The organism is Hyphomicrobium sp. DMF-1 (genome assembly GCF_027886585.1).
GTDB lineage: Bacteria > Pseudomonadota > Alphaproteobacteria > Rhizobiales > Hyphomicrobiaceae > Hyphomicrobium_C > Hyphomicrobium_C zavarzinii.
On sequence record NZ_CP115706.1, the window covers coordinates 3,819,594 to 3,845,475 of the forward strand.

The 25,882-nt window shown below is 64.4% G+C and carries 21 protein-coding genes; 12 read left to right on the plus strand and 9 right to left on the minus strand.

Annotated elements, in window-relative coordinates; genetic code table 11:
• The first annotated feature begins 232 nt into the window (after positions 1 to 232).
• Positions 233 to 1,039, plus strand: coding sequence for a histidinol-phosphatase (gene hisN / locus PE058_RS17445; protein WP_020085219.1), 807 nt, complete (start codon positions 233 to 235; stop codon positions 1,037 to 1,039).
• A 28-nt stretch (positions 1,040 to 1,067) separates the two neighbouring features.
• Here hisN and PE058_RS17450 read toward each other — a convergent pair whose 3' ends face one another.
• Together PE058_RS17450 and PE058_RS17455 are read right to left on the minus strand one after the other, a co-directional pair.
• Positions 1,068 to 2,027 carry an alpha/beta fold hydrolase gene (locus PE058_RS17450; protein WP_020085218.1) on the minus strand — a complete coding sequence of 320 codons (960 nt, stop codon included), beginning with the start codon at positions 2,025 to 2,027 and terminating at the stop codon, positions 1,068 to 1,070.
• A 144-nt stretch (positions 2,028 to 2,171) separates the two neighbouring features.
• Positions 2,172 to 2,765: a hypothetical protein gene (locus PE058_RS17455; RefSeq protein WP_271028973.1), complete on the minus strand. Its 594-nt coding sequence runs from the start codon at positions 2,763 to 2,765 to the stop codon at positions 2,172 to 2,174.
• Between the two features lie 351 nt (positions 2,766 to 3,116).
• Between PE058_RS17455 and PE058_RS17460 the strand changes: the two genes are divergently transcribed.
• The 4 genes from PE058_RS17460 to PE058_RS17475 all read left to right on the plus strand — a co-directional run bounded on the left by PE058_RS17460 (position 3,117) and on the right by PE058_RS17475 (position 11,032).
• Complete coding sequence (locus tag PE058_RS17460) at positions 3,117 to 3,575, plus strand: Hsp20 family protein (RefSeq protein WP_020085217.1); 459 nt, start codon at positions 3,117 to 3,119, stop codon at positions 3,573 to 3,575.
• A gap of 503 nt (positions 3,576 to 4,078) precedes the next feature.
• The gene (gltB, locus tag PE058_RS17465; protein ID WP_020085216.1) at positions 4,079 to 8,779 is read left to right on the plus strand and encodes a glutamate synthase large subunit; all 4,701 of its coding nucleotides are present in this window, start codon (positions 4,079 to 4,081) and stop codon (positions 8,777 to 8,779) included.
• 158 nt (positions 8,780 to 8,937) lie between these two features.
• Entirely contained in the window at positions 8,938 to 10,377 is a 1,440-nt protein-coding gene (locus PE058_RS17470) for a glutamate synthase subunit beta (protein ID WP_271028974.1), read from the plus strand.
• 271 nt (positions 10,378 to 10,648) lie between these two features.
• Positions 10,649 to 11,032: an HPF/RaiA family ribosome-associated protein gene (locus tag PE058_RS17475; RefSeq protein WP_020085214.1), complete on the plus strand. Its 384-nt coding sequence runs from the start codon at positions 10,649 to 10,651 to the stop codon at positions 11,030 to 11,032.
• Positions 11,033 to 11,117: 85 nt separating this feature from the next.
• On the opposite strand, the gene PE058_RS17480 is transcribed toward PE058_RS17475, so the two are convergent.
• Complete coding sequence (locus PE058_RS17480) at positions 11,118 to 12,521, minus strand: SGNH/GDSL hydrolase family protein (protein ID WP_271028975.1); 1,404 nt, start codon at positions 12,519 to 12,521, stop codon at positions 11,118 to 11,120.
• Positions 12,522 to 12,577: 56 nt separating this feature from the next.
• Positions 12,578 to 13,828, minus strand: coding sequence for a lytic murein transglycosylase (locus tag PE058_RS17485; protein WP_020085212.1), 1,251 nt, complete (start codon positions 13,826 to 13,828; stop codon positions 12,578 to 12,580).
• Positions 13,829 to 14,194: 366 nt separating this feature from the next.
• Here PE058_RS17485 and PE058_RS17490 point away from each other — a divergent pair, with 366 nt between their 5' ends.
• From PE058_RS17490 to PE058_RS17500, 3 genes are all read left to right on the plus strand, one after another.
• Complete coding sequence (locus tag PE058_RS17490) at positions 14,195 to 15,079, plus strand: UTP--glucose-1-phosphate uridylyltransferase (protein WP_271028977.1); 885 nt, start codon at positions 14,195 to 14,197, stop codon at positions 15,077 to 15,079.
• A 164-nt stretch (positions 15,080 to 15,243) separates the two neighbouring features.
• Entirely contained in the window at positions 15,244 to 16,299 is a 1,056-nt protein-coding gene (locus PE058_RS17495; protein WP_026867906.1) for a hypothetical protein, read from the plus strand.
• Position 16,300: 1 nt separating this feature from the next.
• Complete coding sequence (locus PE058_RS17500) at positions 16,301 to 17,329, plus strand: peptidoglycan -binding protein (RefSeq protein WP_020085209.1); 1,029 nt, start codon at positions 16,301 to 16,303, stop codon at positions 17,327 to 17,329.
• A gap of 73 nt (positions 17,330 to 17,402) precedes the next feature.
• Here the strand turns inward: PE058_RS17500 and PE058_RS17505 are convergent, their stop codons facing one another.
• The 3 genes from PE058_RS17505 to PE058_RS17515 form a co-directional block, all read right to left on the minus strand.
• On the minus strand, positions 17,403 to 17,891 hold the full coding sequence (locus tag PE058_RS17505; protein ID WP_271028978.1) for a hypothetical protein: 489 nt from the start codon (positions 17,889 to 17,891) through the stop codon (positions 17,403 to 17,405).
• A 411-nt stretch (positions 17,892 to 18,302) separates the two neighbouring features.
• Complete coding sequence (locus PE058_RS17510; protein ID WP_020085207.1) at positions 18,303 to 18,509, minus strand: hypothetical protein; 207 nt, start codon at positions 18,507 to 18,509, stop codon at positions 18,303 to 18,305.
• A 259-nt stretch (positions 18,510 to 18,768) separates the two neighbouring features.
• On the minus strand, positions 18,769 to 19,851 hold the full coding sequence (locus PE058_RS17515; protein WP_083929102.1) for a cytochrome-c peroxidase: 1,083 nt from the start codon (positions 19,849 to 19,851) through the stop codon (positions 18,769 to 18,771).
• Between the two features lie 351 nt (positions 19,852 to 20,202).
• Here PE058_RS17515 and PE058_RS17520 point away from each other — a divergent pair, with 351 nt between their 5' ends.
• From PE058_RS17520 to PE058_RS17535, 4 genes are all read left to right on the plus strand, one after another.
• Positions 20,203 to 20,439 carry a hypothetical protein gene (locus PE058_RS17520; RefSeq protein ID WP_156827289.1) on the plus strand — a complete coding sequence of 79 codons (237 nt, stop codon included), beginning with the start codon at positions 20,203 to 20,205 and terminating at the stop codon, positions 20,437 to 20,439.
• Between the two features lie 105 nt (positions 20,440 to 20,544).
• On the plus strand, positions 20,545 to 20,907 hold the full coding sequence (locus PE058_RS17525; RefSeq protein WP_020085204.1) for a hypothetical protein: 363 nt from the start codon (positions 20,545 to 20,547) through the stop codon (positions 20,905 to 20,907).
• 126 nt (positions 20,908 to 21,033) lie between these two features.
• Complete coding sequence (gene rimK, locus PE058_RS17530) at positions 21,034 to 21,942, plus strand: 30S ribosomal protein S6--L-glutamate ligase (protein WP_020085203.1); 909 nt, start codon at positions 21,034 to 21,036, stop codon at positions 21,940 to 21,942.
• Positions 21,943 to 22,152: 210 nt separating this feature from the next.
• Positions 22,153 to 22,905, plus strand: a complete 753-nt coding sequence (locus tag PE058_RS17535; protein WP_020085202.1) for an arginyltransferase — start codon at positions 22,153 to 22,155, stop codon at positions 22,903 to 22,905.
• Positions 22,906 to 22,933: 28 nt separating this feature from the next.
• Here the strand turns inward: PE058_RS17535 and PE058_RS17540 are convergent, their stop codons facing one another.
• Positions 22,934 to 23,437, minus strand: a complete 504-nt coding sequence (locus tag PE058_RS17540; RefSeq protein WP_020085201.1) for a hypothetical protein — start codon at positions 23,435 to 23,437, stop codon at positions 22,934 to 22,936.
• A gap of 190 nt (positions 23,438 to 23,627) precedes the next feature.
• Complete coding sequence (gene parC / locus PE058_RS17545) at positions 23,628 to 25,880, minus strand: DNA topoisomerase IV subunit A (protein ID WP_020085200.1); 2,253 nt, start codon at positions 25,878 to 25,880, stop codon at positions 23,628 to 23,630.
• Positions 25,881 to 25,882: the final 2 nt, after the last annotated feature.

Consider the following 25,882-nt stretch of genomic DNA (forward strand, 5'->3'; position numbering starts at 1 on the left):
TGCGGTGGCGAAGAAGTGGTCCCTCGAAACCGCATAATTTGTATGCGCCTGTTCGCTGAATGCAGCAACTTCACGCACGATATGTGGCTCTATTTATAGTGAATATGATGCGGCCCCGCAACACAACCGCCTCATCTAGACCTTTCTACTCTAAACAGGTGTATTTCTGAACACCGTTGCTGCACTTAGAATGCCCGAACATCGGCTTCAACTTAAGTCCCGGATATCCATTGTGACTTTCCCGAACAACGCGCAATTCAAAGAGCTTCTCGCCCTGGCCCATGATCTGGCGGACGCTTCGCGGGGGGTGATCCTTCCGCATTTCCGCAAGCAAATGGCGGTGGCCAACAAGGCGGGCGAGCAAGCCTTCGATCCCGTGACGAAAGCCGACCGGGCGGCCGAGCGCGCGATCGCGCGACTCATTCGCTCGCGCGCGCCGGAGCATGGGCTCATCGGCGAGGAATTCGGGCAGGAGCGCAAGGACGCCGCGTTTCAGTGGGTCATCGACCCGATCGACGGAACGCGCTCGTTCATCACCGGCACGCCGATGTGGGGAACGTTGATCGGCCTGCTCTACGAAGGCGCGCCGGTGCTGGGCCTGATGGACCAGCCGTTCACGGGCGAACGCTTCTGGGCCGCGAAGTCTGCCGCCTATACGCAGGGCACGGCCCAGAAGGCGCGTCGCATTCACACGCGCGGCTGCTCGCGGGTTGCGGATGCGCTCATGATGACGACGACGCCGGATCTCTTCGAGAAAGGCGCGGAGGCCAGCGGCTTCGAGCGCATCCGGCGCGAAGTGCGCATGACGCGCTACGGCGGCGACTGCTACGCCTATTGCCTGCTCGCGCACGGGCTCGTGGATCTCGTGGTGGAAGCGGGCCTCAAGAGCTACGACGTGGTCGCGCTGATCCCCATTGTCGAGCGGGCGGGCGGGCGCATGACGACGTGGGACGGACGCCCCGCCACATCGGGCGGGCGCATCGTGGCCTCCGGCGATCCGGCACTGCACGACAAGGTGCTGAAGCTGCTGAACCGCTGACCGGCCGCAATCTGGGCGGTCCTTTTTCTCAAGCCGCCGCTTCGTCGAGCCCCATGTAGGCGTCGAAGGCTGCCCAGAAACGAAGCCGGATTGAATCCGCCTCCTGCAGGATCTCGTGGCGTGCCGACGGCAGCAGAACATGCGTGCCAACCTTGAGGCCTACCGCGAAATCCTCGATGGCGCGCGACGAGACGATCTCGTCCTTGCCGGCCACGAACACCATCATCGGCACCCGCACGGACGCGGCGTAGCCGTCCGCCGATACGAGCCCCATGGACCTGTATGCCGCCCGCAGCCAGCCTATGGTGGGGGAGCCCAGCGCGAGGCTCGGGTCCGCATCCAGCACCGCCTTGTTGCGGAACCAGCGCTCACGATCGGAGGTCAGCTGGTTGCCTTCGAACGGTCCCTGCTCCACCACGTCGTCCGACCCGCCCTTGATGTAGCTGCGGCTGAAACCGAACAGGCAGCCAGCCTCGGCGTAGGCGCGTGCCAGCGTCTGCGGATAGCCGACCTTGGCGTCGGCAAAGGCGATCATGGGAGCGCAGAGGATCATCCTGTCGAACCAGGAGCCGGGGCGGGCCGCATTGCGCAGGAGGATGTTGGCGCCCATGGAATGGCCGAGCGCCATGAACGGCGGCGGACAATCCGGCAGCACGACCTCCTTCATGAAGAGCGTGAGGTCGCTGTCGTACTCGCTGAAGGAGTGGACATGGCCTTTGCGGGGATTGGCGAGAGGACGCGAGGACCCGCCCTGGCCGCGCCAGTCCATCGTCGCAACGGCAAAGCCGCGACGGCGCAGGTCCGCGACCACCTCGAAATACTTTTCCGCGAACTCACCGCGGCCGCCGAACAGACAGACCGTTCCACGCCGGGGACCACGCGTCGCCTCCCAGCGCACGAATCTCAGCCGCGCGCCGTCCCGCGTTTTAAGCTCTCCCGGTACAGCGCCGCCGGGCACGGGATTCTTGGCCAGCGCAACAAGCTTCATGAGAGACCCCGCTTCGCAAATCACCGGTGCGAACAATAGCACGGAGCGGCGTCGGTCGAGCGCGCGACGGCAGGTGAAAGCCGGCAGTGCGGCAAGCGGGTGATCCGAAATCGCGCCCGCCTGCCGACTGCCGCCTTAAGGAAATCAGTAACCGCGCTGCACCCAGCGCCGCTCAGGCCAATATCTGTCGCGATGGGCGAAGGTCCTCAGATAGTGCGGACGTGCTGCCAGGATCTCGCCCGAGCAACGATCGACGCGCAGCATGAACACCCGCCCCGAGTCGACGCGGCGAGCCCGCACGCCGACCTCGCGGCCGTCACCACCGACTGGCTGCAGATCGACCCAGCCGTCGCGGCGCAACTGGCGCTTGATCTGCCAGCGCTCGAGGCAGGCATACCGGCCGGGGCGCACGTCGCCATAGCGCGGGGGCGGCATGGGAACAGGATAGCCATCCTTGATGGATCCGCGCGGCGGCTCGATTGGCGGAGCGCGGTCGTAGGGCGCTGAATACCGGTCAGGAGGAGGCGCCTCGCTGTAGCGGCCCGGAGGCGGAAGGTCCTCGTCATCGTAAGGCCCGGGATCGCGCTCTTCGGCGTATCCTCGCTCGTCGTATGGCGGCTCGCTACCGTAGCCGTCCCCATAAAGGTCCGCAGCGGACGCCGCGCGCGACCCGACAACGTGTGACGAGGCAAGGACGAGGGCCGTCATCAGGCTCGCCGTGATGAATGACGCTCTCATAAATCTACTCCCGTGTTGGCCCGACTGGCGCCGGGTTGCACAGGGTCCGCCTTCGAACATGAATGCGAGATGAAGGGCCGCTATTTTCTCTTTTGAGAGCAGAGTTTGGGCGAAACGCCTGTGGCGGATTTCTCACGTTCACTCGCCCCCTCTTGAAGCCGCCTGAAGCGCTCCTAAATGCTGGAGTGCGCACGCCACGGAGTGGGTGCGCGTCCGGGGCTCGGACATCCGCGCCCCGGGAAAGTGAGGCTTTCGGCCATCGCTTCTCGAAGCGTGGCCGGGAGTTGCAGCCGGAGATCCGGCCCATTGCGGGCGGGTCCCATCAGTCGCTTCTTATGGAGGACTTAAGTCATGCGACACTTCGATCTTACTCCCCTTTATCGTTCGACCGTCGGCTTCGATCGCCTCGCGCAGCTTCTCGACAGCGTGACCGGCGCGGAGGTCGATGCGCCCTATCCGCCCTATAACATCGAGCGTCTCGGCGAGAACGAGTACCGCATTACGATGGCGGTCGCCGGCTTTACCGCCGATGAAATCCACGTGGACGTGAAAGAGGCCACTCTCTCCGTTCGCGGCGAGAAGAAAGCCGAAGCGAATGAAGGCGAACGGCGTTTCCTGCATCGTGGAATTGCCGCACGCAGCTTCGAGCGCCGCTTCCAGCTCGCCGACCACGTGGAAGTGAAGGGCGCCGATCTCAAGGACGGCCTCCTCAACGTGGACCTCGTCCGTAACATCCCCGAGCGGATGCGGCCGCGTTCAATCCCGATCGGCACCGGCTCCGAGCCGAAGCAGATCGAGCAAGCTGCGTAACTCCTAGACCTTCCCAATCCCTCCCAACGGCGGCGGCGGCTTTCGGGCCGCCGCCTATTTTTTAGGCATATTCTCTGCGTCGCATTGTTATCTTTGAGAGCTTCTAATCGCACTTGTGTTGCAGGGGAAAATCTGCAACATTTGATCGAAAGGTCAGCATTGCTGTCCTTTATGTCCAGTCCTTGCTTCCGACGCTACGAAAGCGAGGATGGGTTTTTTTGGCTTGGCGGCAGCCGACTGCGCGAGGATCGCGGGTCTGCTACTGTCGGCGGAGATCAATTGCGGTGGTCGCAAAGCTGTCACGTCTCGTGAGTGGGTGCCCCCCGGATGCCGGGGCGGCTTGCTTTGCGCAGGCTCTCGTTCAGCGCCGCTAAGTTCGGCGCGGGCGCACACGACCCGAAAGCATCGCCTACACGCTTATTGCGGCCCACGGCCCTGAGGCGATGCGTTACGATGCCGGCATTGCGATGCCGGTCCGGCGTTGACACCCGAGGACCAATTCCATGACCAACGACACGCCATTTCATGGCAGCTATGAGCGTCCCCAAGCGCAGGGTCTGTTCGACCCCAGCTTCGAGCGTGACGCCTGCGGCGTCGGGTTCATCGCGAATCTCAAAGGCGAAAAATCGCATCGCGTCATCTCCGACGCGCTCAAGATGCTGTGCAATCTGGAGCATCGCGGCGCGGTCGGCGCCGATCCGCACGCCGGCGACGGCGCGGGCATCCTGATCCAGATTCCGCACGACTTCTTCAAGGAGGACTGCGCGAAGTTGGGCTTCAAGCTTCCGGATCCGCGTTTCTATGCCGTGGGGCAGCTGTTCCTGCCGCAGGACGAGCGCCTTGCTGCGCATTGCGAGCGCGTGTGGGAACGCATCCTGCGCGAGGAAAAGCTAGACCTCATCGGCTGGCGCAGCGTTCCGGTGGACAGCTCGTGCCTTTCCGAGCTCGTCCGGGCGACGGAGCCCGTGCAGCGGCAGGTGTTCATCGCCCGACCCAAGGGCATGAGCGAGGACGACTTCGAGCGCCGCCTGTTCCTGGTGCGCAAGATCGTCTCGAACGCAATTCACAACGCCTACAAGGGGCGCGACATCGGCCACTACACCGTGAGCCTCTCGTCGCGCACCGTGGTCTACAAGGGGATGTTCCTCTCCTATCAGGTGGGCGACTACTACAAGGATCTCTCCGATCCGCGCACCGTGTCGGCGATGGCGCTCGTTCACCAGCGCTTCTCGACCAACACCTTCCCTTCGTGGAAGCTCGCCCATCCCTATCGCATGGTCGCGCACAACGGCGAGATCAACACGCTGCGCGGCAACGTGAACTGGATGGCGGCCCGTCAGGCTTCTGTCTCGTCTCCGCTGTTCGGCGGCGACATCGAGAAGCTGTGGCCCATCTCTTATGAGGGCCAGTCGGACACGGCCTGCTTCGACAACGCGCTCGAATTCCTGACCATGGGCGGATACAGCCTGGCGCACGCCGCCATGATGCTGATCCCCGAAGCGTGGGCCGGCAATCCGCAGATGGATGCGAAGCGGCGCGCGTTCTACGAATATCACGCCTGTCTCATGGAGCCGTGGGACGGCCCAGCCGCCATGGCCTTCACGGACGGGCGCCAGATCGGCGCCACGCTCGACCGCAATGGCCTGAGGCCGGCGCGCTATATCGTGACCAAGGACGGCATGGTGATCATGAGCTCCGAGGCCGGCGTGCTGGTCGTGCCGGAGGAGAACATCGTCAAGAAGTGGCGTCTCCAGCCCGGCAAGATGCTGCTCATCGATCTCGAGAAGGGCTGCATCATCTCCGACGAGGAGCTCAAGGCGGAAATCAGCGCAAAGAACCCTTACGAGACGTGGGTCAAGCGCACGCAGATCATGGTTTCGGACCTGCCGCTTTCCAAGAAGAAGGCGGAAGCGCGCCGGAGCAACGTGTCGCTGCTCGATCTGCAGCAGACGTTCGGCTACACGCAGGAGAGCCTCAAGTTTCTCATGACGCCGATGGGCGCCAGAGGCGAGGAGGCCGTCGGCTCCATGGGCAACGACACCCCGCTGTCTGCGCTCTCGTCCAAGCCCAAGCTGCTCCACACCTACTTCAAGCAGAACTTCGCCCAGGTCACCAACCCGCCGATCGACAGCATCCGCGAGGAGCTGGTGATGAGCCTCGTCTCGTTCATCGGGCCGCGGCCGAATATCCTGGATCTCGAAGGCACGTCGAAGGTGAAGCGGCTCGAGGTGTCTCAGCCCATCCTCACCAACGAGGACCTGGAGCGCATCCGCCAGATCGGCGAGGTGCCCGACAATCACTTCGCGTCGATCACGATCGACATCACCTTCCCTGTCGATGCAGGCCCGTCTGGCATGGCGTCCGCGGTGGACGTGGTGTGCGCGGAGGCCGAGGAGGCCGTGCGCTCGAAGGAATACAACATCATCATCCTTTCCGACCGGCGCACGGGTCCAGACCGGATTCCGATCCCGTCGCTGCTCGCGACGTCGGCGGTTCACCATCACCTGATCCGCCAGGGCCTGCGCACGTCGGTCGGTCTCGTGGTGGAGACGGGCGAAGCGCACGAGGTGCATCAGTTCTGCACGCTCGCAGGCTACGGCGCGGAGGCGATCAACCCTTACCTTGCGTTCGACACGCTCGCCGGAATGGCCCCGCAGCTCGGCGCCGGGCTCACGGCAGAGGACGTCACCAAGAAGTACATCAAGGCCGTGGGCAAGGCGCTGCTCAAGGTCATGGCCAAGATGGGCATCTCGACCTACCAGTCCTATTGCGGCGCGCAGATCTTCGACGCGGTTGGCCTGCGCTCGACGTTCGTCAAGAAGTACTTCACGGGCACGCACACGCCGGTGGAAGGCGTCGGACTGCGCGAGATCTCGCGTGAGACGTTCGATCGCCATGCGGCTGCTTTCGGCGATGCGCCGGTGCTGGCCAATGCGCTGGACGTGGGCGGCGAGTATGCCTATCGCGTGCGCGGCGAAGCCCATGTCTGGCGGCCCAACGTGGTGGCGGACCTGCAGCATGCCGTGCGCGCCACCGAGAACGCGGACGCGATGAGCGGCAAGATCCCGCAGAAGTATCGCGACTTCGCGAAGGCGATCAACGAACAGTCCGAGCAGCTTCTCACGCTGCGCGGCATGTTCCGCATCCGCTCGGCCGAGGGCATGGGGCGCAAGCCGGTGCCGCTCGATGAGGTGGAGCCCGCCGCCGAGATCGTGAAGCGCTTCTCGACCGGTGCGATGAGCTTCGGATCGATCTCGCGCGAAGCCCACACCACGCTCGCCATTGCCATGAACCGCATCGGCGGCAAGTCGAACACGGGCGAGGGCGGCGAGGAGGCGGATCGCTTCAAGCCGCTTCCCAACGGCGACAGCATGCGCTCGGCGATCAAGCAGATCGCCTCGGGCCGCTTCGGCGTGACGACGGAGTACCTCGTCAACTCCGACATGATGCAGATCAAGATGGCGCAGGGCGCCAAGCCCGGCGAAGGCGGCCAGCTTCCCGGCCACAAGGTGGATGCCACCATTGCGAAGGTGCGCCACTCGACGCCGGGCGTGGGCCTGATCTCGCCGCCTCCGCATCACGACATCTACTCGATCGAGGATCTCGCCCAGCTCATCTTCGACCTCAAGAACACCAATCCCGAGGGCAAGGTCTCGGTGAAGCTGGTGTCGGAGGTCGGCGTCGGCACGGTGGCCGCGGGCGTCGCCAAGGCGCGCGCCGATCACGTGACGATCTCGGGCTACGAGGGCGGCACGGGTGCTTCGCCGCTGACGTCGCTCAAGCACGCAGGCAGCCCGTGGGAATTCGGCCTCGCCGAGACGCACCAGACACTGGTGATCAACAGACTGCGCGGACGCATTGCCGTGCAGGTGGACGGTGGCCTGCGCACAGGCCGTGACGTGGTGGTGGGCGCGCTGCTGGGTGCCGACGAGTTCGGCTTCGCGACGGCGCCTCTCATCGCGGCTGGCTGCATCATGATGCGCAAGTGCCATCTCAACACCTGCCCCGTGGGCGTCGCCACGCAGGACCCTGTTTTGCGCGCGCGCTTCACCGGCAAGCCCGAGCACGTCATCAACTACTTCTTCTTCGTGGCCGAGGAAGTGCGCGAGTACATGGCGCAGATGGGCTACCGCACCTTCGGCGAGATGGTCGGCCAGACCGAATGGCTCGACAAGGACCGCGCCATCAACCACTGGAAGGCACGCGGGCTCGATTTCTCGAAGGTGTTCCACGTGCCGCACGTTCCCAAGGGCGTCGCGATCCACCATTGCGAAGAGCAGGATCACGGCCTCGAAAAGGTGCTCGACAACCAGCTCATCAAGGTTGCGCTGCCTGCGCTCGAGTCCAAGAAGCCCGTCAAGCACGAGGTCTCGATCAAGAACACGGATCGCACCGCGGGCACGATGCTCTCGGGCCAGATCGCCAAGCGCTATGGCCACGCGGGCCTGCCCGAGGACAGCATCTGGATCACGTTCAAGGGCACGGCGGGCCAGAGCTTCGGCGCGTGGGCTGCGCGCGGTCTCACGCTCGATCTCGTGGGCGAGGGTAACGACTACGTCGGCAAGGGTCTCTCGGGCGGCAAGATCATCGTCCGTCCGAACGCGGTCTCCGGCATCGTGCCGGAGGAGAGCATCATCGTCGGCAACACGGTGATGTACGGCGCGATCACGGGCGAGTGCTACTTCCGGGGCGTCGCGGGCGAACGCTTTGCGGTGCGCAACTCCGGCGCCTACGCGGTGGTGGAAGGCACGGGCGATCACGGCTGCGAGTACATGACGGGCGGCTGCGTGGTGGTGCTCGGACGCACGGGGCGCAACTTCGCGGCTGGCATGTCGGGCGGTGTCGCCTACGTGCTCGACGAGGCCGGTGATCTCGAGATCCGTCTCAACAAGGAGATGGTGGAGATCGAGCCGCTCACGGGCGATGCCGCGCTGATCGAGAAGCTCGCCAAGGGCAACGGCGAGACGACGCGTCAACTCGCCGAAGTGATGCTCGACATGCGCGAGCAGGATCTCGAGCGGCTGCATGCGCTGATCGTGCGTCATGCGCACTACACCAACTCGACCAAGGCGAAGGCCATCCTCGCCGATTGGGCGAACACCGTGCCGAAGTTCAAGAAGGTGATGCCGACCGAATACCGGCGCGCCCTCACGGAGCTGGCGAAGGCGAAAGCGGCCGCCGCGGCTGTCGGTGCGCAGGCGTAAGCCACCTCAACTCATGCTCGCCCCGTCATTGCGAAGCGCAAACTTCTCGATGACGGGCGGGCGACGAAACCACGAGGCAGCGAGGGGCTGCCCTTTACCCTGACCCCTCCTCTGTCGGAGCGACGGAGAGGGAAGCAAGATGGAAAGAAGAGTCCACGATGGGAAAGCCGACGGGATTTCTTGAGTTCGAGCGCGCAGACCGCAAGTACGAGCCGGTCGAGACACGCATCAAACATTGGCACGAGTTCGTCGTGCCGCTGTCGGAGCCCGACGTCAAAACGCAGGCTTCGCGCTGCATGGACTGCGGCATCCCCTATTGTCACAACGGCTGCCCGGTCAACAACCAGATCCCGGACTGGAACGACCTCGTCTATCAGGGCGACTGGAAGACGGCAGCGGAGAACCTGCACTCGACCAACAATTTCCCCGAGGTCACGGGGCGTGTGTGCCCGGCGCCGTGCGAAGCCTCGTGCACGCTCAACATCGACGACGTGCCGGTGACCATCAAGACCATCGAGTGCACGATCGCCGACAAGGCTTTCGAGGCCGGATGGATCACGCCGAAGCCTGCCGAGACCAAGACCGGCAAGAAGGTCGCGATCGTGGGCTCAGGACCCGCCGGCCTCGCCGCGGCCCAGCAGCTCGCGCGCGCGGGTCATGAGGTTCACGTCTACGAGAAGAACGCGCGTCCGGGCGGCTTGCTCGTGTACGGCATTCCCGACTTCAAGATGGAGAAGAGCATCATCGCGCGCCGCCAGGCGCAGATGGAAGCCGAGGGCGTCGTGTTCCATTGCAACGTGAAGGTCGGCACGGACGTGTCGCCGCGCGATCTCGAGGAGAAGCACGACGCCGTGCTGCTGGCGATGGGCTCCGAAACTCCGTTCGACTTCTTCGCAACCTCGCCGGGGCGCGATCTCGACGGCATCCACTACGCCATGGATTTCCTGACGCAGCAGAACCGCCGCGTCGCGGGCGAGGCGCAGCTTCCAGGCACGAAGGAGATCTCCGCCAAGGGCAAGCACGTGATCGTCATCGGCGGCGGCGACACCGGCTCCGACTGCATCGGCACCTCGATCCGGCAGGGCGCGAAGTCCGTGACGCAGTTCGAGATCATGCCGAAGCCGCCTGTGAAAGAGGACAAGGCACTCTCGTGGCCGAACTGGCCGCTGAAGCTCCGGATCTCGTCCTCGCAGGCCGAAGGCGCGCAGGTCGAGTACTCGGTTTCCACCACCGGCTTCTCCGGCGAGGGCGGCAAGGTAAAGAAGCTGCATTACGTGCACGTCGATCAGAAGCTCGCACCGGTTCCCGGCTCGGATACGACGCTCGATGCCGATCTCGTGCTGTTCGCCATGGGCTTCTCCGGCCCGAGCGACAACGGCGTGCTCACCGGTCTCGGGCTCGACGCCGTTGCACGCGGCCGCTTCAAGGGACTCAACGCGACCGAGCGTGACTACCGCCTGCCCGGCAACGGCAAGCTGTTCGCTGCAGGCGACGTGCGGCGCGGACAGTCGCTCGTGGTGTGGGCGATCCGCGAAGGCCGCCAGGCTGCCTCCTCGATCGACAAGTTCCTGATGGGGAAGACCACCCTGCCGCGCTGAGCGCGCAGACGGCGCTTTCTAAACACCGCTTTCGGGCGATGAGACTTTTAAGGGCGTGCCGGATGGCGCGCCCTTTTTCTGTCTCCGGCATCGGCAAGGCTTCCCTAGGGGCAAGGCGGGAGGTTTTGCGTGACGCTGGACTTGGCATTTGAGTTGGATCAGCTTGGTATCGGGTCGAAGCGCCTACCCTTGACCCGGGACCTCACGATCCCCAGCTCCTTGAATGGGGGCCTAGAAACTAAACAACTTGGCTAACCAACTGGGAAATCAAATGAACACACCGCTCGAGATCTCGTTCAAAGGGCTCGATAAAAGCCCGGTCATCGAAGCAAAAATTTCGGAGCGGGCCGCCAAGCTCGAGAAGCATTTCGATCGCATGACCCACTGCCGGGTCGTGGTGGCCGCGCCGCATAAGCATTCTCACAAGGGGAAGACTTACGAGATCAAGATCGACATCGGAATCCCGGGAGCCGCGCCGCTGATCGTCACGCATGAGTCTGCGGTTGGTCAGGCGCAGGAAGATCTGAAGATTGCGCTCAGGGATGCGTTCGATGCCGCGGACCGTCGCCTGGACGAGCTGATCGACAAGAAGAACGGCGCGGCCCGCGCGGAGCGCTCGCGGCGCCGTCCGGCTCGCACCTCCGACGAGGAATAATCGTAAACCCGGGCGTTCGAGCCGAAAGCGGTTCGGGCGCCCGGAGTCCGTCAGGCTGCAGAATTGCCGGATCCGCGCGGCCGATCTACTCGCGCGATTTACGCCGGTCCGAGTTCGCCGGCTGGCGCGGCGCGTCGGGCTTGGACGTGGTGCCGGTCTCGACCGGATCGGCCTCGGCCGGAAGGTAGGCTGCTTCCGGCGGCGGCGCGGGGCGCGGCCATGAGGCATCATCCGCCCTGCCCGGTTTCGGCGGCAGGCGCTCGCCCTTGAACAGGACCCTGAAGTACGGGGCTTGCGAGGGCGAGAGGCGGCGTCGTCCTCCGCCCGCCTGACCGCTGCCCGTGGCCAACGCCACCGTGCTCATGACGGTGAGCCCGCCGGAGATCTGATCGATGATGGCCTCGCCGAGCTGCGAGGGCCGATCCGGGCTTTCACGCCGCGTGACCAGCGCAATGACAGACGCCGGGATCGCCGGACGCACGATGTCGAGGGCCACCACTTCCTCGCGGCCTCCCTCGCTCACGATACGCAGGTTGATCTTGCCGTTGTCGGCCTTCTGGTCGCCCGCGCCATCGGTCTCAGCGTTCTTCGCCTTGGCAGCATTGGCAGCCGTGTCCGCGCTCTTGGCGGCAGGCCCTGCCGTGCCGCCCGCGGCGGGCGGCGAGAATTTCACGCTTTCCGGATTGATCTTCGCCTGCTCGGCCTCGCTGCCGTCCAGGGGTATAGCGCGATCGGCCTTGGCTTGCGTGATGTCGCGGCGCAGCTCGCGATCGACGAAGTAGGCGAGCTTGCGGTTGCCTTCCGCCGTGAAGTAGACGCCGTCGCCCGCGCGCAGCAGGCGGATTTTGCCGGTCACGTCCGGACCATAGGCGCTATAGCCGCCGTTCTCGTCGGCGAAGCCCGCGTAGGTATCGATGTACTTGGCGCCGTTCAGGTACACGCGCTCGCGCAGGATGTTGTTCATCATCTGCACGTCCTCGTTGGCGTCGTAGCGGCGCACGTTGGGGAGGCCGAGCCAGTAGACGGCGATGTTGCGCTTCTTCAAGAGCTTCAGCAGGCGGTCCGCGCGGGAGGCGTACTCTCGGCGCCAGCCCTCGGTGCCGACCAGCACGCGTTTGCCGGATTCGTCGCGCACGGATACGCGATCCCACGCGCCCAGCATGACGATGGCGATCTGCGGCGCCGCCGCCTTCAGCTCCTCGTCGAGCTCAACCATGCGCTGGTGGTACTCGTTGCGCATGAGCCCGCCGACGGAGATGTGGGTGTTGCGGATGATGACGCGCGGATCCTTCTGGAAGATCTCGAGCGCTCCGCCCAGAAGTCCTTCGGCGAGATCGTCGCCGATCATCACCAGGTTGTAGGTGTCGCCCGGGGGGAAGGGCGTGATGAAGCTCGTGCCGCCGGTATCCTCCTGCGCAAAGCCCGGCGCGGCCGCAGCGAAGAGGGCTGCGAGCAAAGCGATGAGCGGCAGAGTGAAACGAGCGTGCATGCCTTCCCGGCTCATGTGTTTCGACTTCGGCCGCCAGACGATCGGAAATCCGGATCCTATCGCGTGCCGGCTTTGCGTATGTGCTCAAGAACGGTATCGGACGGCCAGCAGTCAACCTTCAGCTTGTTGGCTCTCTCATAGAGACCAATCACCTTGCGGGTGTTCGAGCCGACCTTGCCGTCGATCTTCTCGACATCATAGCCCAAGGCCCTGAGTCGTTCCTGGATTTCCTCGATGTTCCGCGTCTTCTGCGGACCGGTGCCGCCCCACGGCGTCACGAAATCGCCGCCGCCTGCGATGCGATCGGCGAGATTGCCGACAAAGACCGCATAGAGATCCGACATGTTGTAGCGGCGGATCACCTTGTAGTTCTCGAGCACCAGGAACGATGGGCCGTAACCGCCGGCCGGGCTCATGAGATAGGCGCTGAGGCCGAGTTGCGCGTCCGTCCATGGGCGTCCGTTGGCCCGTTTCAGGCCGAGCTTGGCCCATTCCGAGATGGGGCGCTCCTGAGTGGGGCCTTCGTAGCCGCAGTCGGCCTTGCTGGTGAGGATCACCTCGTAACCCCAGGTCTGGCCCGCAACCCAGCCCTTGCCCTTGAGCTGGCTCGCCGCGGAGGCCAGCGCGTCGGGGATCGAGTTCCAGATGTCGGTCTTGCCGTCGCCGTCGAGATCGTGGGCGTGCTTGAAGTATTCGCTCGGCATGAACTGCGTGAGGCCCATGGCGCCCGCCCAGGACGCGCGCATCAGGCTGCGCGGCACGCCGGATTCGAGCATCTTCAACGCCGCGATCAGCTCCGTGCGGAAAAGCTCCTTGCGGCGGCCGAGATAGGCTTGTGTGGCGACGACATTGATTGCGTCGTGGGGGAGCTTGTGATGACCGAAGGCGGTCTCGCGGCCCCAGATGGCCAGCACCGAGTAGCGGTCCACGCCCAGCTCGCGCTCGATCTTCTCGAGGGTGGCCTTGTGCTTGGCGGCCAGTTCCTTGCCGGTGGTGGCGAGGCGGATGAGATAGGCGCGATCCAGGTATTCGGCCGGTGCGCGGGTGAACTCGGCCTGGCCGGTCGAATCGTTGGAGGGGCGGCCGGGCAGATCGAGATCAGGGAGCTTGAGGTTCGGAGTGAAGTCCTTGAGCGCCTTGTCGAAGGTCGCCCGGGAGACGCCGGCCGCCTCTGCTTCCGGCCAGAGGCCCTCGATCCACGCATCGAGCTTGGCGTCGGCGGCCGCAGTGCCCGGCAGAGCCACGAGCCACGCCGCCATGGCCGTCATGCAGGCGAGAAACAGCGCAACTTTGCGAAAGGGCATCATTGGAGGCCGGGCGTAGACGGTTGGTTCATACGGTAACTTCACGCCCACCCCGAAACTCCAGTACCTCGCGCCTCGGCCGGACCGGACCGCCAAGCGGGGGGCGGTGCTATCCACCCATTAACCGATCCCGGAGAATATCGCTCCTTCCCGTGTCTGCGATTCGGGGCTTTTTTACGACCCCTGTGCTCATTCTTCGCCGCTTTCCGGGGAACACTTTGGCTCCCCGCTCATTGTCCCGTCGCAATCGCACGGCACCCCTAGCAGGGCACGCCCGTGCGCGCTCCGCGATCGGCTATAATCGCGGTTCATCTTCTCGCCTTCCCTCCGGCTTATCCGGCCGGCCTCTCCACAATCATCGGTGTCCTGATGTCGAAACCCAACCGCATTCGCAAAGCCGTCTTCCCTGTGGCCGGACTCGGAACCCGTTTCCTGCCGGCCACCAAGGCCGTTCCCAAGGAAATGCTGACGGTCGTCGACCGGCCGGTCATCCAGCATGTTGTGAACGAGGCGCGGGCGGCGGGCATCGAGCATTTCGTGTTCGTCACTGGCCGCGGCAAGGCCTGCATCGAGGATCACTTCGATCATCAGTTCGAGCTGGAAGCGACGCTCTCCTCCAAGAAGAAGACGCGCGAGCTCGAAGACCTGCTTTCCGAGCTGCCCGACGCGGGGCGGACGAGCTTCACGCGCCAGCAGGCTCCGCGCGGGCTCGGACATGCCGTCTGGTGCGCCCGTGACATCGTCGGCGACGAGCCGTTCGCGCTGCTGCTGCCGGACATGCTCCACCACGGAAAGACGCCGTGCCTCGCCGAGATGATCGAGGCCTACGACAAGACCGGCGGCGGTAACTTCGTGGCTGTGTCCCCCGTGCCGGAGGACCAGACGCATCAGTACGGCATCGTGGGCGTCGAGGATGCGAAAGCGAAGGTGAGCCGCATCACGCAGATGGTGGAAAAGCCGCCGAAGGGCACCGCGCCTTCGAACCTCCACATCACCGGGCGCTACATTCTCGAACCTGAAATCTTCCCGCTGCTCGCGCGGCAGGAAGCCGGTGCGGGTGGGGAAATTCAGCTTACGGACGCCATGATCACCCTGAGCAAGGATGCCGGCCATCCTTTCCATGCCGTGCGCTTCGACGGCGAGATCTACGACACCGGCTCCAAGATCGGGTTTCTTGTAGCCAACATCGCCTACGGCCTCGAACGCGAGGACCTCGCACCCCAGCTCAGGGCTGCCATCAAGGACCTTCTCTAATGACGGCTGGCGCACAAAGCGCCGCCCTTCCACCCGCCTAAAAAAGGCCCCATTCCCCGAGCTTTGGCATCATGTTGCCGGTTTCCGGTGGCATGGCGTTCCGCTATGGTCGGGCGCGCGACGCTGCGCGCACGATCGACAGTGCATGGCCGGAGACTTTTGGAATGGCACGTAAGCGACCCGACCCGACCTCCGCCTCAGTGCACAAGTCACTGACGCCGCCCGGCGTTTTTCTGATCCGCATGCTCGTGTTCCTGACGCTGGTCGCCTTTCTCGCGGCGATCCTTCACGAGCAGCTTCTGGTCTCGCTGATGACGAACCCGGGCCTCAACGGCCTCATCATCGGCGTTCTGTGTCTCGGCATCATCTACGCCTTCCGCCAAGTCATCCGGCTCTACCCCGAGATCCGCTTCGTGAACGCGTTCCGCATTTCCGATCCGGGCCTCGTCGGCGCGCATCAACCCGTGCTGCTGGCCCCGATGGCGACCATGCTGCGCGACCGCACCGGCGCGCTTTCTCTCTCTACCGTCTCGATGCGGACGATCATGGACAGCATCGGCTCGCGCCTCGACGAAGCGCGCGACACGGGACGCTACATGGTGGGTCTGCTGGTGTTCCTGGGCCTGCTCGGCACCTTCTGGGGCTTGCTCGAAACCATTCAATCGGTGGGTCTCGCCATCAACACGCTCAACACGTCCGGCGAGACGGTCGCGGTGTTCGACGAGCTTAAGCAGGGCCTCGCAGCACCCCTCAAGGGCATGGGCACGGCGTTCTCGTCCTCGCTGCTCGGCCTTTCCGGCTCGCTGGTTCTCGGCTTCCTCGAGCTGCAGGCGAGCCACGCACATAGCCGTTTCTACAACGAGCTCGAGGAATGGCTCTCCGGCATCACCGAGCTTACGCCGGGCTCCTCAAGCGCCACCGAGCAGGCGAGCCGCCAGCTCATTTCCGCCGTCTACGAGATGCAGCGCGCCGTCGAGGAGCTTTCAGGGCGGCTGAAGGCCGGAGGCAGCGCACCGTTTCTTCCCGCCTCGCCCCCGGGGGGTGCGGGGGGCGAGGACACCGTTCGCGATCTCGCACGCGGCGTGAACCAGCTCGTCACCCAAATGCGCGCCGAGCAAAAGGTGGTGCGCGAGTGGGTGGACGAGCAGGCCTCACAGCAGTCGGAAGTGACGAACGCACTCCGCGAGCTTGCTCAGACCATGCTCAAGAAAGGCGGCTAGCATGGCGCGTGGGCGTTCGCGGCGCGGCGGCGAATACGGCGAGTTCTGGCCGGGCTACGTGGACGTTCTGTCCACGCTGCTGCTCGTCGTGACGTTCCTGATGTCGATCTTCATGATCTCGCAGTATTTCGCGACGCAGGAGGCCAGCGGCAAAGATACCGCGCTGAAGCGCCTGACGCGTCAGATCTCAGAGCTCACCAATCTTCTCTCGCTCGAAAAGGGCAAAGCGCGCTCGGCTGCCGACGAGCTTGCCTCGCTGCAATCCACGCTCGCAGATCTCAAGGCGGAGCACAGCAAGCTTTCGGGCTTCGCACTCTCGGGCGATGAAAAGGCCAAAGCGGCCGAGGGCAAGATCCAATCTCTCACCGCGGACCTCGAGGCGCAGAAGAACATTTCCAACGAAGCCCTCGCCAAGGTCGATTTGCTGAACCAGCAGATGCTGGCGTTGCGCCGTCAGCTCGCCGCGCTGAACGAGGCGCTGGAAGCTTCCGAGAAGAAAGACAAGGACAGCCAGGATCGCATCAAAGACCTAGGCCAGCGCCTCAACGCGGCACTCGCCCGGCAGGTGCAGGAATTGCAACGCTATCGCTCCGACTTTTTCGGACGGCTTCGCGAGCTCTTGAAAGACCGCAAGGATATCCGCGTCGTCGGCGATCGTTTCGTATTCGAGTCCGAGGTGCTGTTTCCCTCCGGCCAGGCGACGCTGACGCCTGAAGGCCTCGCCGCTATGGATCAGCTCGCCATCGCCATCGTGGACCTCGCCAAGACCATTCCGCCCGAGATCAAATGGGCGCTTCAGGTGGACGGCCATACGGATATCCGTCCGATCGCGAGCGCGCAGTTTCCTTCCAACTGGGAGCTTTCGACAGCGCGCGCGGTTTCCGTGGTGAAGTATCTCGTCTCGCGTGGCGTGCCGGCCGACAATCTCGTCGCCGCTGGCCATGGTGAGTTCCAGCCGCTGGAATCGGGCGTGGACGAAGAAAGCCTGCGCAAGAACCGGCGCATCGAGCTCAAGCTGACGAACCGGTAGGGAAGAAAGGCAGCGGGCAGCCGGCAACGGGCAGCCCCCGCCAGACTGCGTGACGGAAGGCGGCGAGGGCGGATCAGCCGCCAGCGCGCGGGCGTGAGGTCGGGGCGAAATCTTCGGGCGCGGCTCCGAACAGCTCGTAAGGCAGCTTCCGCTGCTGCCGCCACCAGTCCCAGGCCACATCTGTCGGGCCGATGGCATGCTCGACCAGCGTCCAGCCGTTGGGGCCTTCCTGCAGCAGGAACAGATTGTGCTCCGTCTCGAGCATGCCCTGCGCGAGATCCTCGGCGAACTTCGTCTTCCTCCAGTTGATCGGCTGGCCGCCGGGGCGTTGCAGCTTCACGTCTCCGTAGGCCCACTGCCCCCAGACGTTGAGAGTGCTCACCACGAACTCGATCGGGCCGCCGATCTCCTGCTCGAAGGTGGGCCGAGCCACGTTCAGGAGTGTCGTGCGCAAGGGAGACCCCTTCGGCGGGCTTTCGATGTCGGCCGCCCACAAGGGGTTGGCGCCCGCACCCGATACCAGAGTGGCGAGGCATAAGGCGAGAAGGGCGACGGCGCGCATACGGCTCTCTCCGCAAGGTTTAGGACGAGGAGCACTGTGCCTCTGTTCCCGCGCGGCGTCGACTGCCGCCGTCCAGGCGGGTCACCTCCCGGCGCGAGGCATGGGCCACGGATTATGGCTTGGCATCCGGTAGCGTGTGCGCCGGATCGACGGGATCGCAGTCTACCCTCGGACCACATGCCGAAGGCACGACGGTGTAAAACTGAAACGTGTTTCAAAATATTAGCTGAACAACGAGAATGGCGCGCGCCATATTCAAAGGATGAGAAAATAGAAACGCATCTTCGCGGCTTACTTTTGCGAGCAGCCCCCCCCCAAAGGCCAAACCCACGCTTTCTGAAATGATATAACACGGCGAAGTCGGGGAGCCGGGGAGAAGGAACGGCCTCGCTTCGCGGCGTAACACCCAGATCAGATCTTAGCGTAACGGCCGGCCGGACGGCATGACCAGCGCTTCGCGACCCAGTTCGGATGCCCCTCGGTCCACTTCGCGATTTCAGCCTGGCTCTGCATCATGCACTGCATGGGCGTGACGCTCTCGGCCAAGTAGACCAAGCTTACATCCTTGCATCTTGTCGGATTGTCCACGAGGCAGACAGAGACGATGAGCTCTAGCATTTGCAAACCCCAGATCGAGTTATCCGCTTTCGGCGGTTCATAACCCTCGGGGCGCGTCGTCCCTTTTTCTTTTCTTCTTGCTGTAACGGTAGGCGGCGAATCAACGCCACACAAGAAACAATCCTAAGCAGCAAATGCTAATGTTTTTAGCTGAGACGTTTGCGCATCAATCGCGGCCAACTGAATTGGCCCGGTAAATTCACGGGGGGAACAAGGCATTTTCAGCGCCCAGACCGGTGCGATCTCCATTTCCGTCAGCTCATTTTTTGAGCATGGGGCGAGTTGTCTCATCGGAGACGTGACTTTCCGGTTCGCCCGAAAGCGTTTTCAGGAATGCCACCAGGGCGGCCTTTTCCTCTGCCGTCAGTTCCAGGTCGCGGACCACGGTTGCCGCGAGGGATGGGCGCTTGATCAAGTTGCCGGTGTAGTGGGCCACGACATCCTCCAGCGTCGCCAGGGAGCCGTCATGCATGTAAGGCGCAGTGCGCGCGACCTCCCTCAATGAGGGTGTCTTGAACTGCGGCAGGCCCTTCGCGCTGGCCACGAGAGCGCCGCGGCCGAGATCCTGGCTCGCCAAGCCGATGTCGTGGAAGTTGTCGTCGGTGAAGCGCCAGCCACCGTGACAGGATACGCATCCGCCTTTACCGACGAAGATGTCGAAGCCCTGAAGCTCGGTTTCGGTGAGCGCCGCGCCGTCCCCCGCGATCCAGCGATCGAAGCGGCTTTCGGCCGAGACGAGCGATCGCTCGTAGGCGGCAAGCGCATCCAGGATGGCACTCTCCGTCACGCCCGGAGCCTCCGGGAAAGCCGTGGCGAAGTGGGCCTTCACCGCCGGGTCGGCGGAGAGGCGTTGCGCGATGGTGGTGAAGTCACCGGCCAGCTCATCCTCGGCAAGGATGGGAAAGCGGGCTTGGGCGGCGAGCGTAGGCGCGCGTCCGTCCCAGAAGAAGGACACCGCCCAGGCGAGGTTGTAGAGCGCGGGGGCGTTGCGGGGGAGAACAGCCCCTCCCGGGCCAACGGCCGTGCGGCGTCCGTCGGTGAAGGCGTGGTCCGGATCGTGGCAACTGGTGCACGCGGCCTTGCCGGAGCCGGAGAGGCGCGGATCGCGGAAGAGATCCCGCCCCAGCTCGATCTGCGCCGCGGTGTCTCCGACGGCGCTGGCGGACACGCCATGCGGACGGGCAAAAATCGCGCGCCAGACAGCTTCGCGGCTGATCTCCGCGACGGGGGCATCGCGGGTTTCGCTGGAGGTCTCGGCCAGTACCGGGCCCGCCCATGCGAGCGCGCCCAACAGGGCTGCGGCAGCCCATTTCCTGGCGTGGCCAAAAGCTGATTTCTTCATGGGGTCATTATAGGCAGCTTGCCCAAGGCCTGCCCTCTGGCATGTGGGCGCGCCGCGCCTGACCTGCGGGCGGAGGTGCAACTTCCGGTGTCATTGTCCCCTTTTTTTGCGTGTCTGGCCTCGCCGCCGTGAAAAAACCGGGAACCGCAGCCACAACAACCGTGGCTCGCGCAGCACGCCCATCCGCCTGAAAGCAGGCTTCGCCAAACGCCCCCTTGACCCAGGGGGCAACCTCTTTCATCCAAGATGGGATAAATGTTCAATAGGGCCTGCCGGACATTCCGGTGGGCGCCGGTTCGGGAGCCGGAGGCGGCTGGATCATACTCTCCAGCCGTGTTTTGGGGGAAGTTCATGGCAATCAGTGTCGAGGATGCACAGTCAGTGCAGCGGACCTCTGTGCGGCCTGTGACTGTAAGGTGGTTTCTCAAGCGCACCCTCATCGGGATCGCGATCTTGATGGTTGCCATGGGCGGATTGGCCTGGCTCACCTATGCCTCGATCGATCCAGATCTCGACGGCGATTTGGCACCCAAGGCTGCCAAAGCCGTTCGCGGCACCGCGCAGAATATGGTTCCCGTCGAGCTTTGAGCTTGCCAGGTTGCGCAACCCGCATCCTGTGATTTAGGCTTGCAGCCAAGACCTTAAACTCCGGCCTCAGTGACCGGGGCAGCTCGCGCATTTCCGGATACCGCCATGTCCGCCTATGATCTCGTGCTCATCGTCCTCGTTGCCGGCGGCGCCTTTTTCGCAGGCTATCAGATCGGACGCTTCAAGGCGCTGAGCGAACGAGGCTCCGCGGCCCCCTCCGGCGCCGATCAGCCGCTTCCCGGCCCGAACCTCGACGGCCCGTTCTCCGATCGCTCCGAGGCCCCGTCACGGCCGCGCGGGCCCGCGCCGCCCGCCTCCGCCGGAAACGACGGCGGCTCATGGTCCGGCTCGGATGCGCCGGCTTCGGGCGGGCGCGGCCCGGTTCGCCGCTCGACGACGCCTCCGCCCGCAGCGGCCGGACTAATGAGCAAAGGCTCTGCGGACAAGCCGGACAAGGGACAAAAATAAAACTCAATTGCCCGGCGAGGTCCCCGCGATCCGCTGCTCCCATCTACCAGAGCGGGTTCATAGTTTTCGCGCCCAGCCCTCCCGGAGTGACCGGATCGAAGGCGTCGCTCGCAACAGGCTCCTCCCATGCGTCTCGTCATGCTGGCCCGCAATCCGGGCCTCTACTCGCACAAGCGCCTGATCGAGGCGGCGGAGGCGCGCGGGCACACGCTCGACGTGATCAATACGCTGCACGTGCACATGAACATCACGTCGAACCGGCCGGTGCTGCGGTTCGGCGGCAAGTCGCTTCCTCTCTATGACGCGGTGATCCCGCGCATCGGGGCCTCGATCACCCACTACGGCCTCGCGGTGCTCAGGCAGTTCGAGATGCAGGGTGTGTTCCCGCTTAACGAAAGCGTCGCGATCGGGCGCTCGCGCGACAAGCTCAGGGCGCTCCAGTTGCTTGCGCGCGCAGGCATTGGCCTTCCCGTGACCGCGTTCGCGCACGGCCCGAGAAAGGCCGAGGATGTCATCAAGGAGGTCGGCGGCGCTCCCGTCGTTATCAAGCTGGTGGAAGGGACGCAGGGGATGGGCGTGATCCTCGCCGAAACCGAAGCCTCCGCGAAATCCATCATCGAGGCTTTCAGCGCGGCCAACGCGAACATTCTGGTGCAGGAGTACATCGCAGAAGCCGAGGGCAGCGACGTGCGGGCGCTGGTGGTCGGCGGAAAGGTGGTGGCGGCCATGCAGCGGGTCGGTAAGACCGGAGAATTCCGCTCCAACCTGCATCGCGGCGGCATCGCGCAGGAGGCCCACATTACCGACGAGGAGCGGGCGACGGCGGAACGCGCCGCGGCTGTCCTCGGCCTCAATGTGGCGGGCGTCGACATGCTCCGCTCCAACCGGGGGCCGATGGTGCTGGAGGTCAACTCCTCGCCCGGGCTCAAGGGTATCGAGCGGGCAACCAACGTGGACGTGGCTGGAGAGATCATCGCCTTCATCGAGGCCTCGGCCGCACCTGGGCAGACCGCGACCAAGGGCGCCAAGGGCTAGCACGCCCGATTTTAAGGCTGCTGCTGTGTTGCAGCGCGGATTTATCGCTGATGCTTGATCGAGGCCGCGAAGCTCGACTATCCTTCGTGACCGGCAGCCTCTTACCTGTCCGCCCGACTAACGAGTGCGCGTTTCGGGGTGATACCGCCACTCCGCCATGATGTCCGGCGATGCTCGGACCTGCGGCGCCGGCGGCAAGGATTTTATCGGATGACGGAACAGCAGAAGCACTTTCCGGAATTCTACGTCACCACTCCGCAGCCTTGTCCGTATCTTCCGGGCAAACTCGAGCGCAAGCTCTTCACGCACCTGACGCACGACAAGCCGCTCGCGCTCGTCGACAACCTGCTCAAAGGCGGCTTCAGGCGAAGCCAGAACATCGCCTACATGCCCTACTGCGAGGGCTGCCACGCCTGCGTATCGGTGCGCATTCTGGTCGACGAGTTCAAGCCCGGCCGCACCATGCGCCGGACGCTCGAGCGCAACCGCGATCTCGTGAGCCGTCGCGTCTCGGCGGTGCCGACGTCGGAGCAGTTCTGCCTGTTCCGCAGCTATATCGACGCGCGCCATTCCGACGGCGGCATGGCGGACATGAGCGTGCTCGACTATGCGATGATGGTGGAGGACAGCGTGGTGCGCACCTTCCTCACCGAGTATCGGGCCAAGCCCGAGAATCCGCTCGACCGGCACATGGACACCTGGCCGCTCGCGGGCGTCGCGCTTTGCGACCGGCTCTCGGACGGCATCTCCATGGTGTACAGCTTCTACGAGCCGCTCGAGGAGGAGCGCAGTCTCGGCACCTACATGATCCTCGAGCACGTGGACTATGCGCGCCGGCTCGGCCTGCCCTACCTCTATCTCGGCTACTGGATCGATGGCTCACGCAAGATGAGCTACAAGACGCGGTATCAGCCGCAGGAGCGGCTGGGGCCAAACGGCTGGGTGCGCGCGCCGGAGCGGTGAGATTGCCCGTCTGCGGACTGCAGCGGCGCTACTTCGCGAGCTCGTCGTCCAGCTTCTTGAACATGTAGGCCCACTTCGAGCCCTGGGTCTCGATCAGCACGCCCATGAGGCCGCGCAGCTCCTGCAGCACGGCGCAGTTGGGCTCCTTGGCGTTGGCGCCTTCCTGGCCCATGGACGAGATCGACGCCAGAAGCTCGTTCGACTTGTCGTCGAACACGGTGATCTGGTCGTCCTTCACGAAGGGCGCGGCCTCCTTCATGAACTGGTCGTTGCTCCAGCCCCGCTTTTCCTTCAACTGGCGCAGCTTGACCTGGAACTCGGGGCGGTTGCGGTTGTTGAGTTCGCGCAGCTTCTCGGCGGCCTCGTCCACGGCGCTCTCGAACTGCGACTTGGCGCATGAAGCCTGATCGGGGGCGGGAGCAGGCGTCTCCTGCGCGGCTGCTGAGCCCGCAAAGCCGGGCGCGACCGCGGAAGCGGCGAGCGCCACGACGAGACCCAGGAAATATGCCGCCCCTAAACGCAACTGCCTCATCCTAGGGTGTTTTCGCTTCCCACTGAACCGCTGCAACACCCTAGCCCTTCACTCGACGAGCGCGCCTCTCCCAGTCGGATAAGCGCGCCACCCCTCCATGTCTCTTGTCCTACCGGGGCTCATCACCCGACGCAAGGCTCGCCCTCGCGCCCGAGACTTAACCCCTGAGTTTTTGAGCAAAAGTGCCTTGTCAGCGGAAGGCCGGCCCGAACTTGTTGGAGCGCGGGAAGCCCTTGGGCGCAATCTTGCCGGACTGCGAGCGCTGGCCTACCCACTCCTTCACCTCGGCCCACGGCAGCGTGAAGGTGCGGCTGGCTGCATCGAGCCAGGTCAGACCTTCCTTCTTGTGGAACACGACGGCGTCGGCCAGGGCGCCTTCCTTGAAGCGCTGGAGGATGGTTCCCTTGCCGCGGGTCATCTCGTTGACCTCATCGAGCGGGAACACGAGCATCTTGCGGTTCTCGCCGATGGTCGCGACGTAGTCGCCATCGACGGGCACGCAGACGCGCGCCTCCTCGTCCACACCGACGTTGAGCACCTGCTTGCCCTTGCGCGTTGCGGCGACGACCTCGTCCTCGGGCACGATGAAGCCGTTGCCGGCCGTGCTCGCCACCAGAAGCTTGCGCCCCGGCTCGTAGACGAAGCATTCGGCGAAGTCCTGGTTCTCCTCCAGGTCGACGATGAGGCGCACCGGCTCGCCGTGACCGCGGCCGCCGGGAAGCTGGCTCGCTTCCAGCGTGAAGAACTTTCCGTTGGTGGCGAATAGGATCAGCTTGTCGGTGGTCTGCGCTTTGATGGCGCGCTTCAGGCTATCGCCCTGCTTGAAGTCGAGCTTCGAGAGATCGTCCTGGTGGCCCTTGAGCGCGCGGATCCATCCCTTGTCGGACAGGATGATGGTGATCGGCTCCTTCTCGACGAGAGCGGCTTCGAGATCGAGATCGACCTCGGGCGCGTCGGCAAAGCTCGTGCGGCGGCGGCCAAGCTCGGTCTTCTTCGAGTAGCGCTCGCGCGTCGCGCGTACCTCCTCGGAGATGCGCTCCCACTGAAGCTCGTCCGACTTCAGGAGCTGCTTCAGCTCACGGCGCTCCTTGGAGAGCTTGTCGTGCTCGGCCTTGATCTCGACCTCTTCGAGCCTCGAGAGCGATTTCAGGCGGAGGTTCAGGATGGCGTCCGCCTGCACTTCCGAAAGCTTGAATCGCTCGATGAGCTTGGCCTTCGGATCGTCCTCGAAGCGGACGATGCGGATCACCTCGTCGATGTTGAGGTAGGCGATCAGATAGCCGTCGAGCACCTCGAGCCGGTGCTCGATCTTCTTCAGGCGATACTCCGAGCGGCGCACGAGCACATCGATGCGGTGCTCCAGCCACTGGCGCAGCACATCGCGCAGCGAGAGCACGTTCGGGATCTGACCGCCGGACAGCACGTTCATGTTGAGGCCGAAACGGACCTCGAGCTCCGTCAGACGGAACAGGCTCTCCATAAGCAGCACGGCATCGACGGTGCGGGTCTTCGGCTCCAGCACGAGGCGCACCTGCTCGGCGGACTCGTCGCGGATGTCGCCGAGCAGCGGCAGCTTCTTCTCCGTCATCAGCTCGGCGATCTTCTCGACGAGCTTGGCCTTCTGCACCTGATAGGGGATCTCGGTGACGACGATCTGGTAACCGCCGCGCCCCGTCTCCTCCTTCTCCCAGCGCGCCCGCAGGCGGAATCCGCCGCGGCCGGTGCGATAGGCTTCGAGAATGGATTCGCGCGGCTCGACCATCACGCCGCCGGTCGGGAAATCAGGCCCCGGGATCATCTCCACGAGCTTCTCGATGGTGGCGCCGGGATGCTTGATGAGATGCAAGAGCGCCGCGCACAGCTCGTCCACGTTGTGGGGCGGAATGTTGGTGGCCATGCCGACGGCGATGCCGGCAGCACCGTTGGCCAGCAGGTTCGGGAAGGCCGCAGGCAGAACGGTCGGCTCCTGCTCGCGCCCGTCGTAGTTGGGGCGGAAGGCAACCGTATCCTCGTCAATGCCGTCGAGAAGCTCCGCGGCAACGCTGGTCAGGCGGGCTTCCGTGTACCGGTCGGCGGCCGGGTTGTCGCCGTCGATGTTGCCGAAGTTGCCCTGGCCGTCCACCAGCGGATAGCGGACTGCGAAGTCCTGCGCGAGGCGCGCGAGGGCGTCGTAGATCGCCTGGTTGCCGTGCGGATGGTAGTTGCCCATCGTCTCGCCGACGATCTTGGCGCACTTGCGGTAGCCCTTGTCGGGATCGAGGCCCAGCTCGCGCATGGCGTAGAGAATGCGCCGGTGCACGGGCTTCAAGCCGTCGCGGACGTCCGGCAGCGCACGGTGCATGATGGTGGAGAGAGCATACGCAAGATAGCGCTCCTCGAGCGCATCCTTGAGCGTGACCGGCTCGATGGGTCCGGCTCCCGGCAGAATCGGTTTGTCTGTCATGG

Coding starts and splice junctions, on each gene's coding strand:
- PE058_RS17450 (WP_020085218.1), bottom strand. CDS start 2,027: ATGAAGCTTGTTGCGCTGGCCAAGAATCCCGTGCCCGGCGGCGCTGTA.
- PE058_RS17455 (WP_271028973.1), bottom strand. CDS start 2,765: ATGAGAGCGTCATTCATCACGGCGAGCCTGATGACGGCCCTCGTCCTT.
- PE058_RS17460 (WP_020085217.1), top strand. CDS start 3,117: ATGCGACACTTCGATCTTACTCCCCTTTATCGTTCGACCGTCGGCTTC.
- gltB (WP_020085216.1), top strand. CDS start 4,079: ATGACCAACGACACGCCATTTCATGGCAGCTATGAGCGTCCCCAAGCG.
- PE058_RS17470 (WP_271028974.1), top strand. CDS start 8,938: ATGGGAAAGCCGACGGGATTTCTTGAGTTCGAGCGCGCAGACCGCAAG.
- PE058_RS17475 (WP_020085214.1), top strand. CDS start 10,649: ATGAACACACCGCTCGAGATCTCGTTCAAAGGGCTCGATAAAAGCCCG.
- PE058_RS17480 (WP_271028975.1), bottom strand. CDS start 12,521: ATGCACGCTCGTTTCACTCTGCCGCTCATCGCTTTGCTCGCAGCCCTC.
- PE058_RS17485 (WP_020085212.1), bottom strand. CDS start 13,828: ATGATGCCCTTTCGCAAAGTTGCGCTGTTTCTCGCCTGCATGACGGCC.
- PE058_RS17490 (WP_271028977.1), top strand. CDS start 14,195: ATGTCGAAACCCAACCGCATTCGCAAAGCCGTCTTCCCTGTGGCCGGA.
- PE058_RS17495 (WP_026867906.1), top strand. CDS start 15,244: ATGGCACGTAAGCGACCCGACCCGACCTCCGCCTCAGTGCACAAGTCA.
- PE058_RS17500 (WP_020085209.1), top strand. CDS start 16,301: ATGGCGCGTGGGCGTTCGCGGCGCGGCGGCGAATACGGCGAGTTCTGG.
- PE058_RS17505 (WP_271028978.1), bottom strand. CDS start 17,891: ATGCGCGCCGTCGCCCTTCTCGCCTTATGCCTCGCCACTCTGGTATCG.
- PE058_RS17510 (WP_020085207.1), bottom strand. CDS start 18,509: ATGCTAGAGCTCATCGTCTCTGTCTGCCTCGTGGACAATCCGACAAGA.
- PE058_RS17515 (WP_083929102.1), bottom strand. CDS start 19,851: ATGAAGAAATCAGCTTTTGGCCACGCCAGGAAATGGGCTGCCGCAGCC.
- PE058_RS17520 (WP_156827289.1), top strand. CDS start 20,203: ATGGCAATCAGTGTCGAGGATGCACAGTCAGTGCAGCGGACCTCTGTG.
- PE058_RS17525 (WP_020085204.1), top strand. CDS start 20,545: ATGTCCGCCTATGATCTCGTGCTCATCGTCCTCGTTGCCGGCGGCGCC.
- rimK (WP_020085203.1), top strand. CDS start 21,034: ATGCGTCTCGTCATGCTGGCCCGCAATCCGGGCCTCTACTCGCACAAG.
- PE058_RS17535 (WP_020085202.1), top strand. CDS start 22,153: ATGACGGAACAGCAGAAGCACTTTCCGGAATTCTACGTCACCACTCCG.
- PE058_RS17540 (WP_020085201.1), bottom strand. CDS start 23,437: ATGAGGCAGTTGCGTTTAGGGGCGGCATATTTCCTGGGTCTCGTCGTG.
- parC (WP_020085200.1), bottom strand. CDS start 25,880: ATGACAGACAAACCGATTCTGCCGGGAGCCGGACCCATCGAGCCGGTC.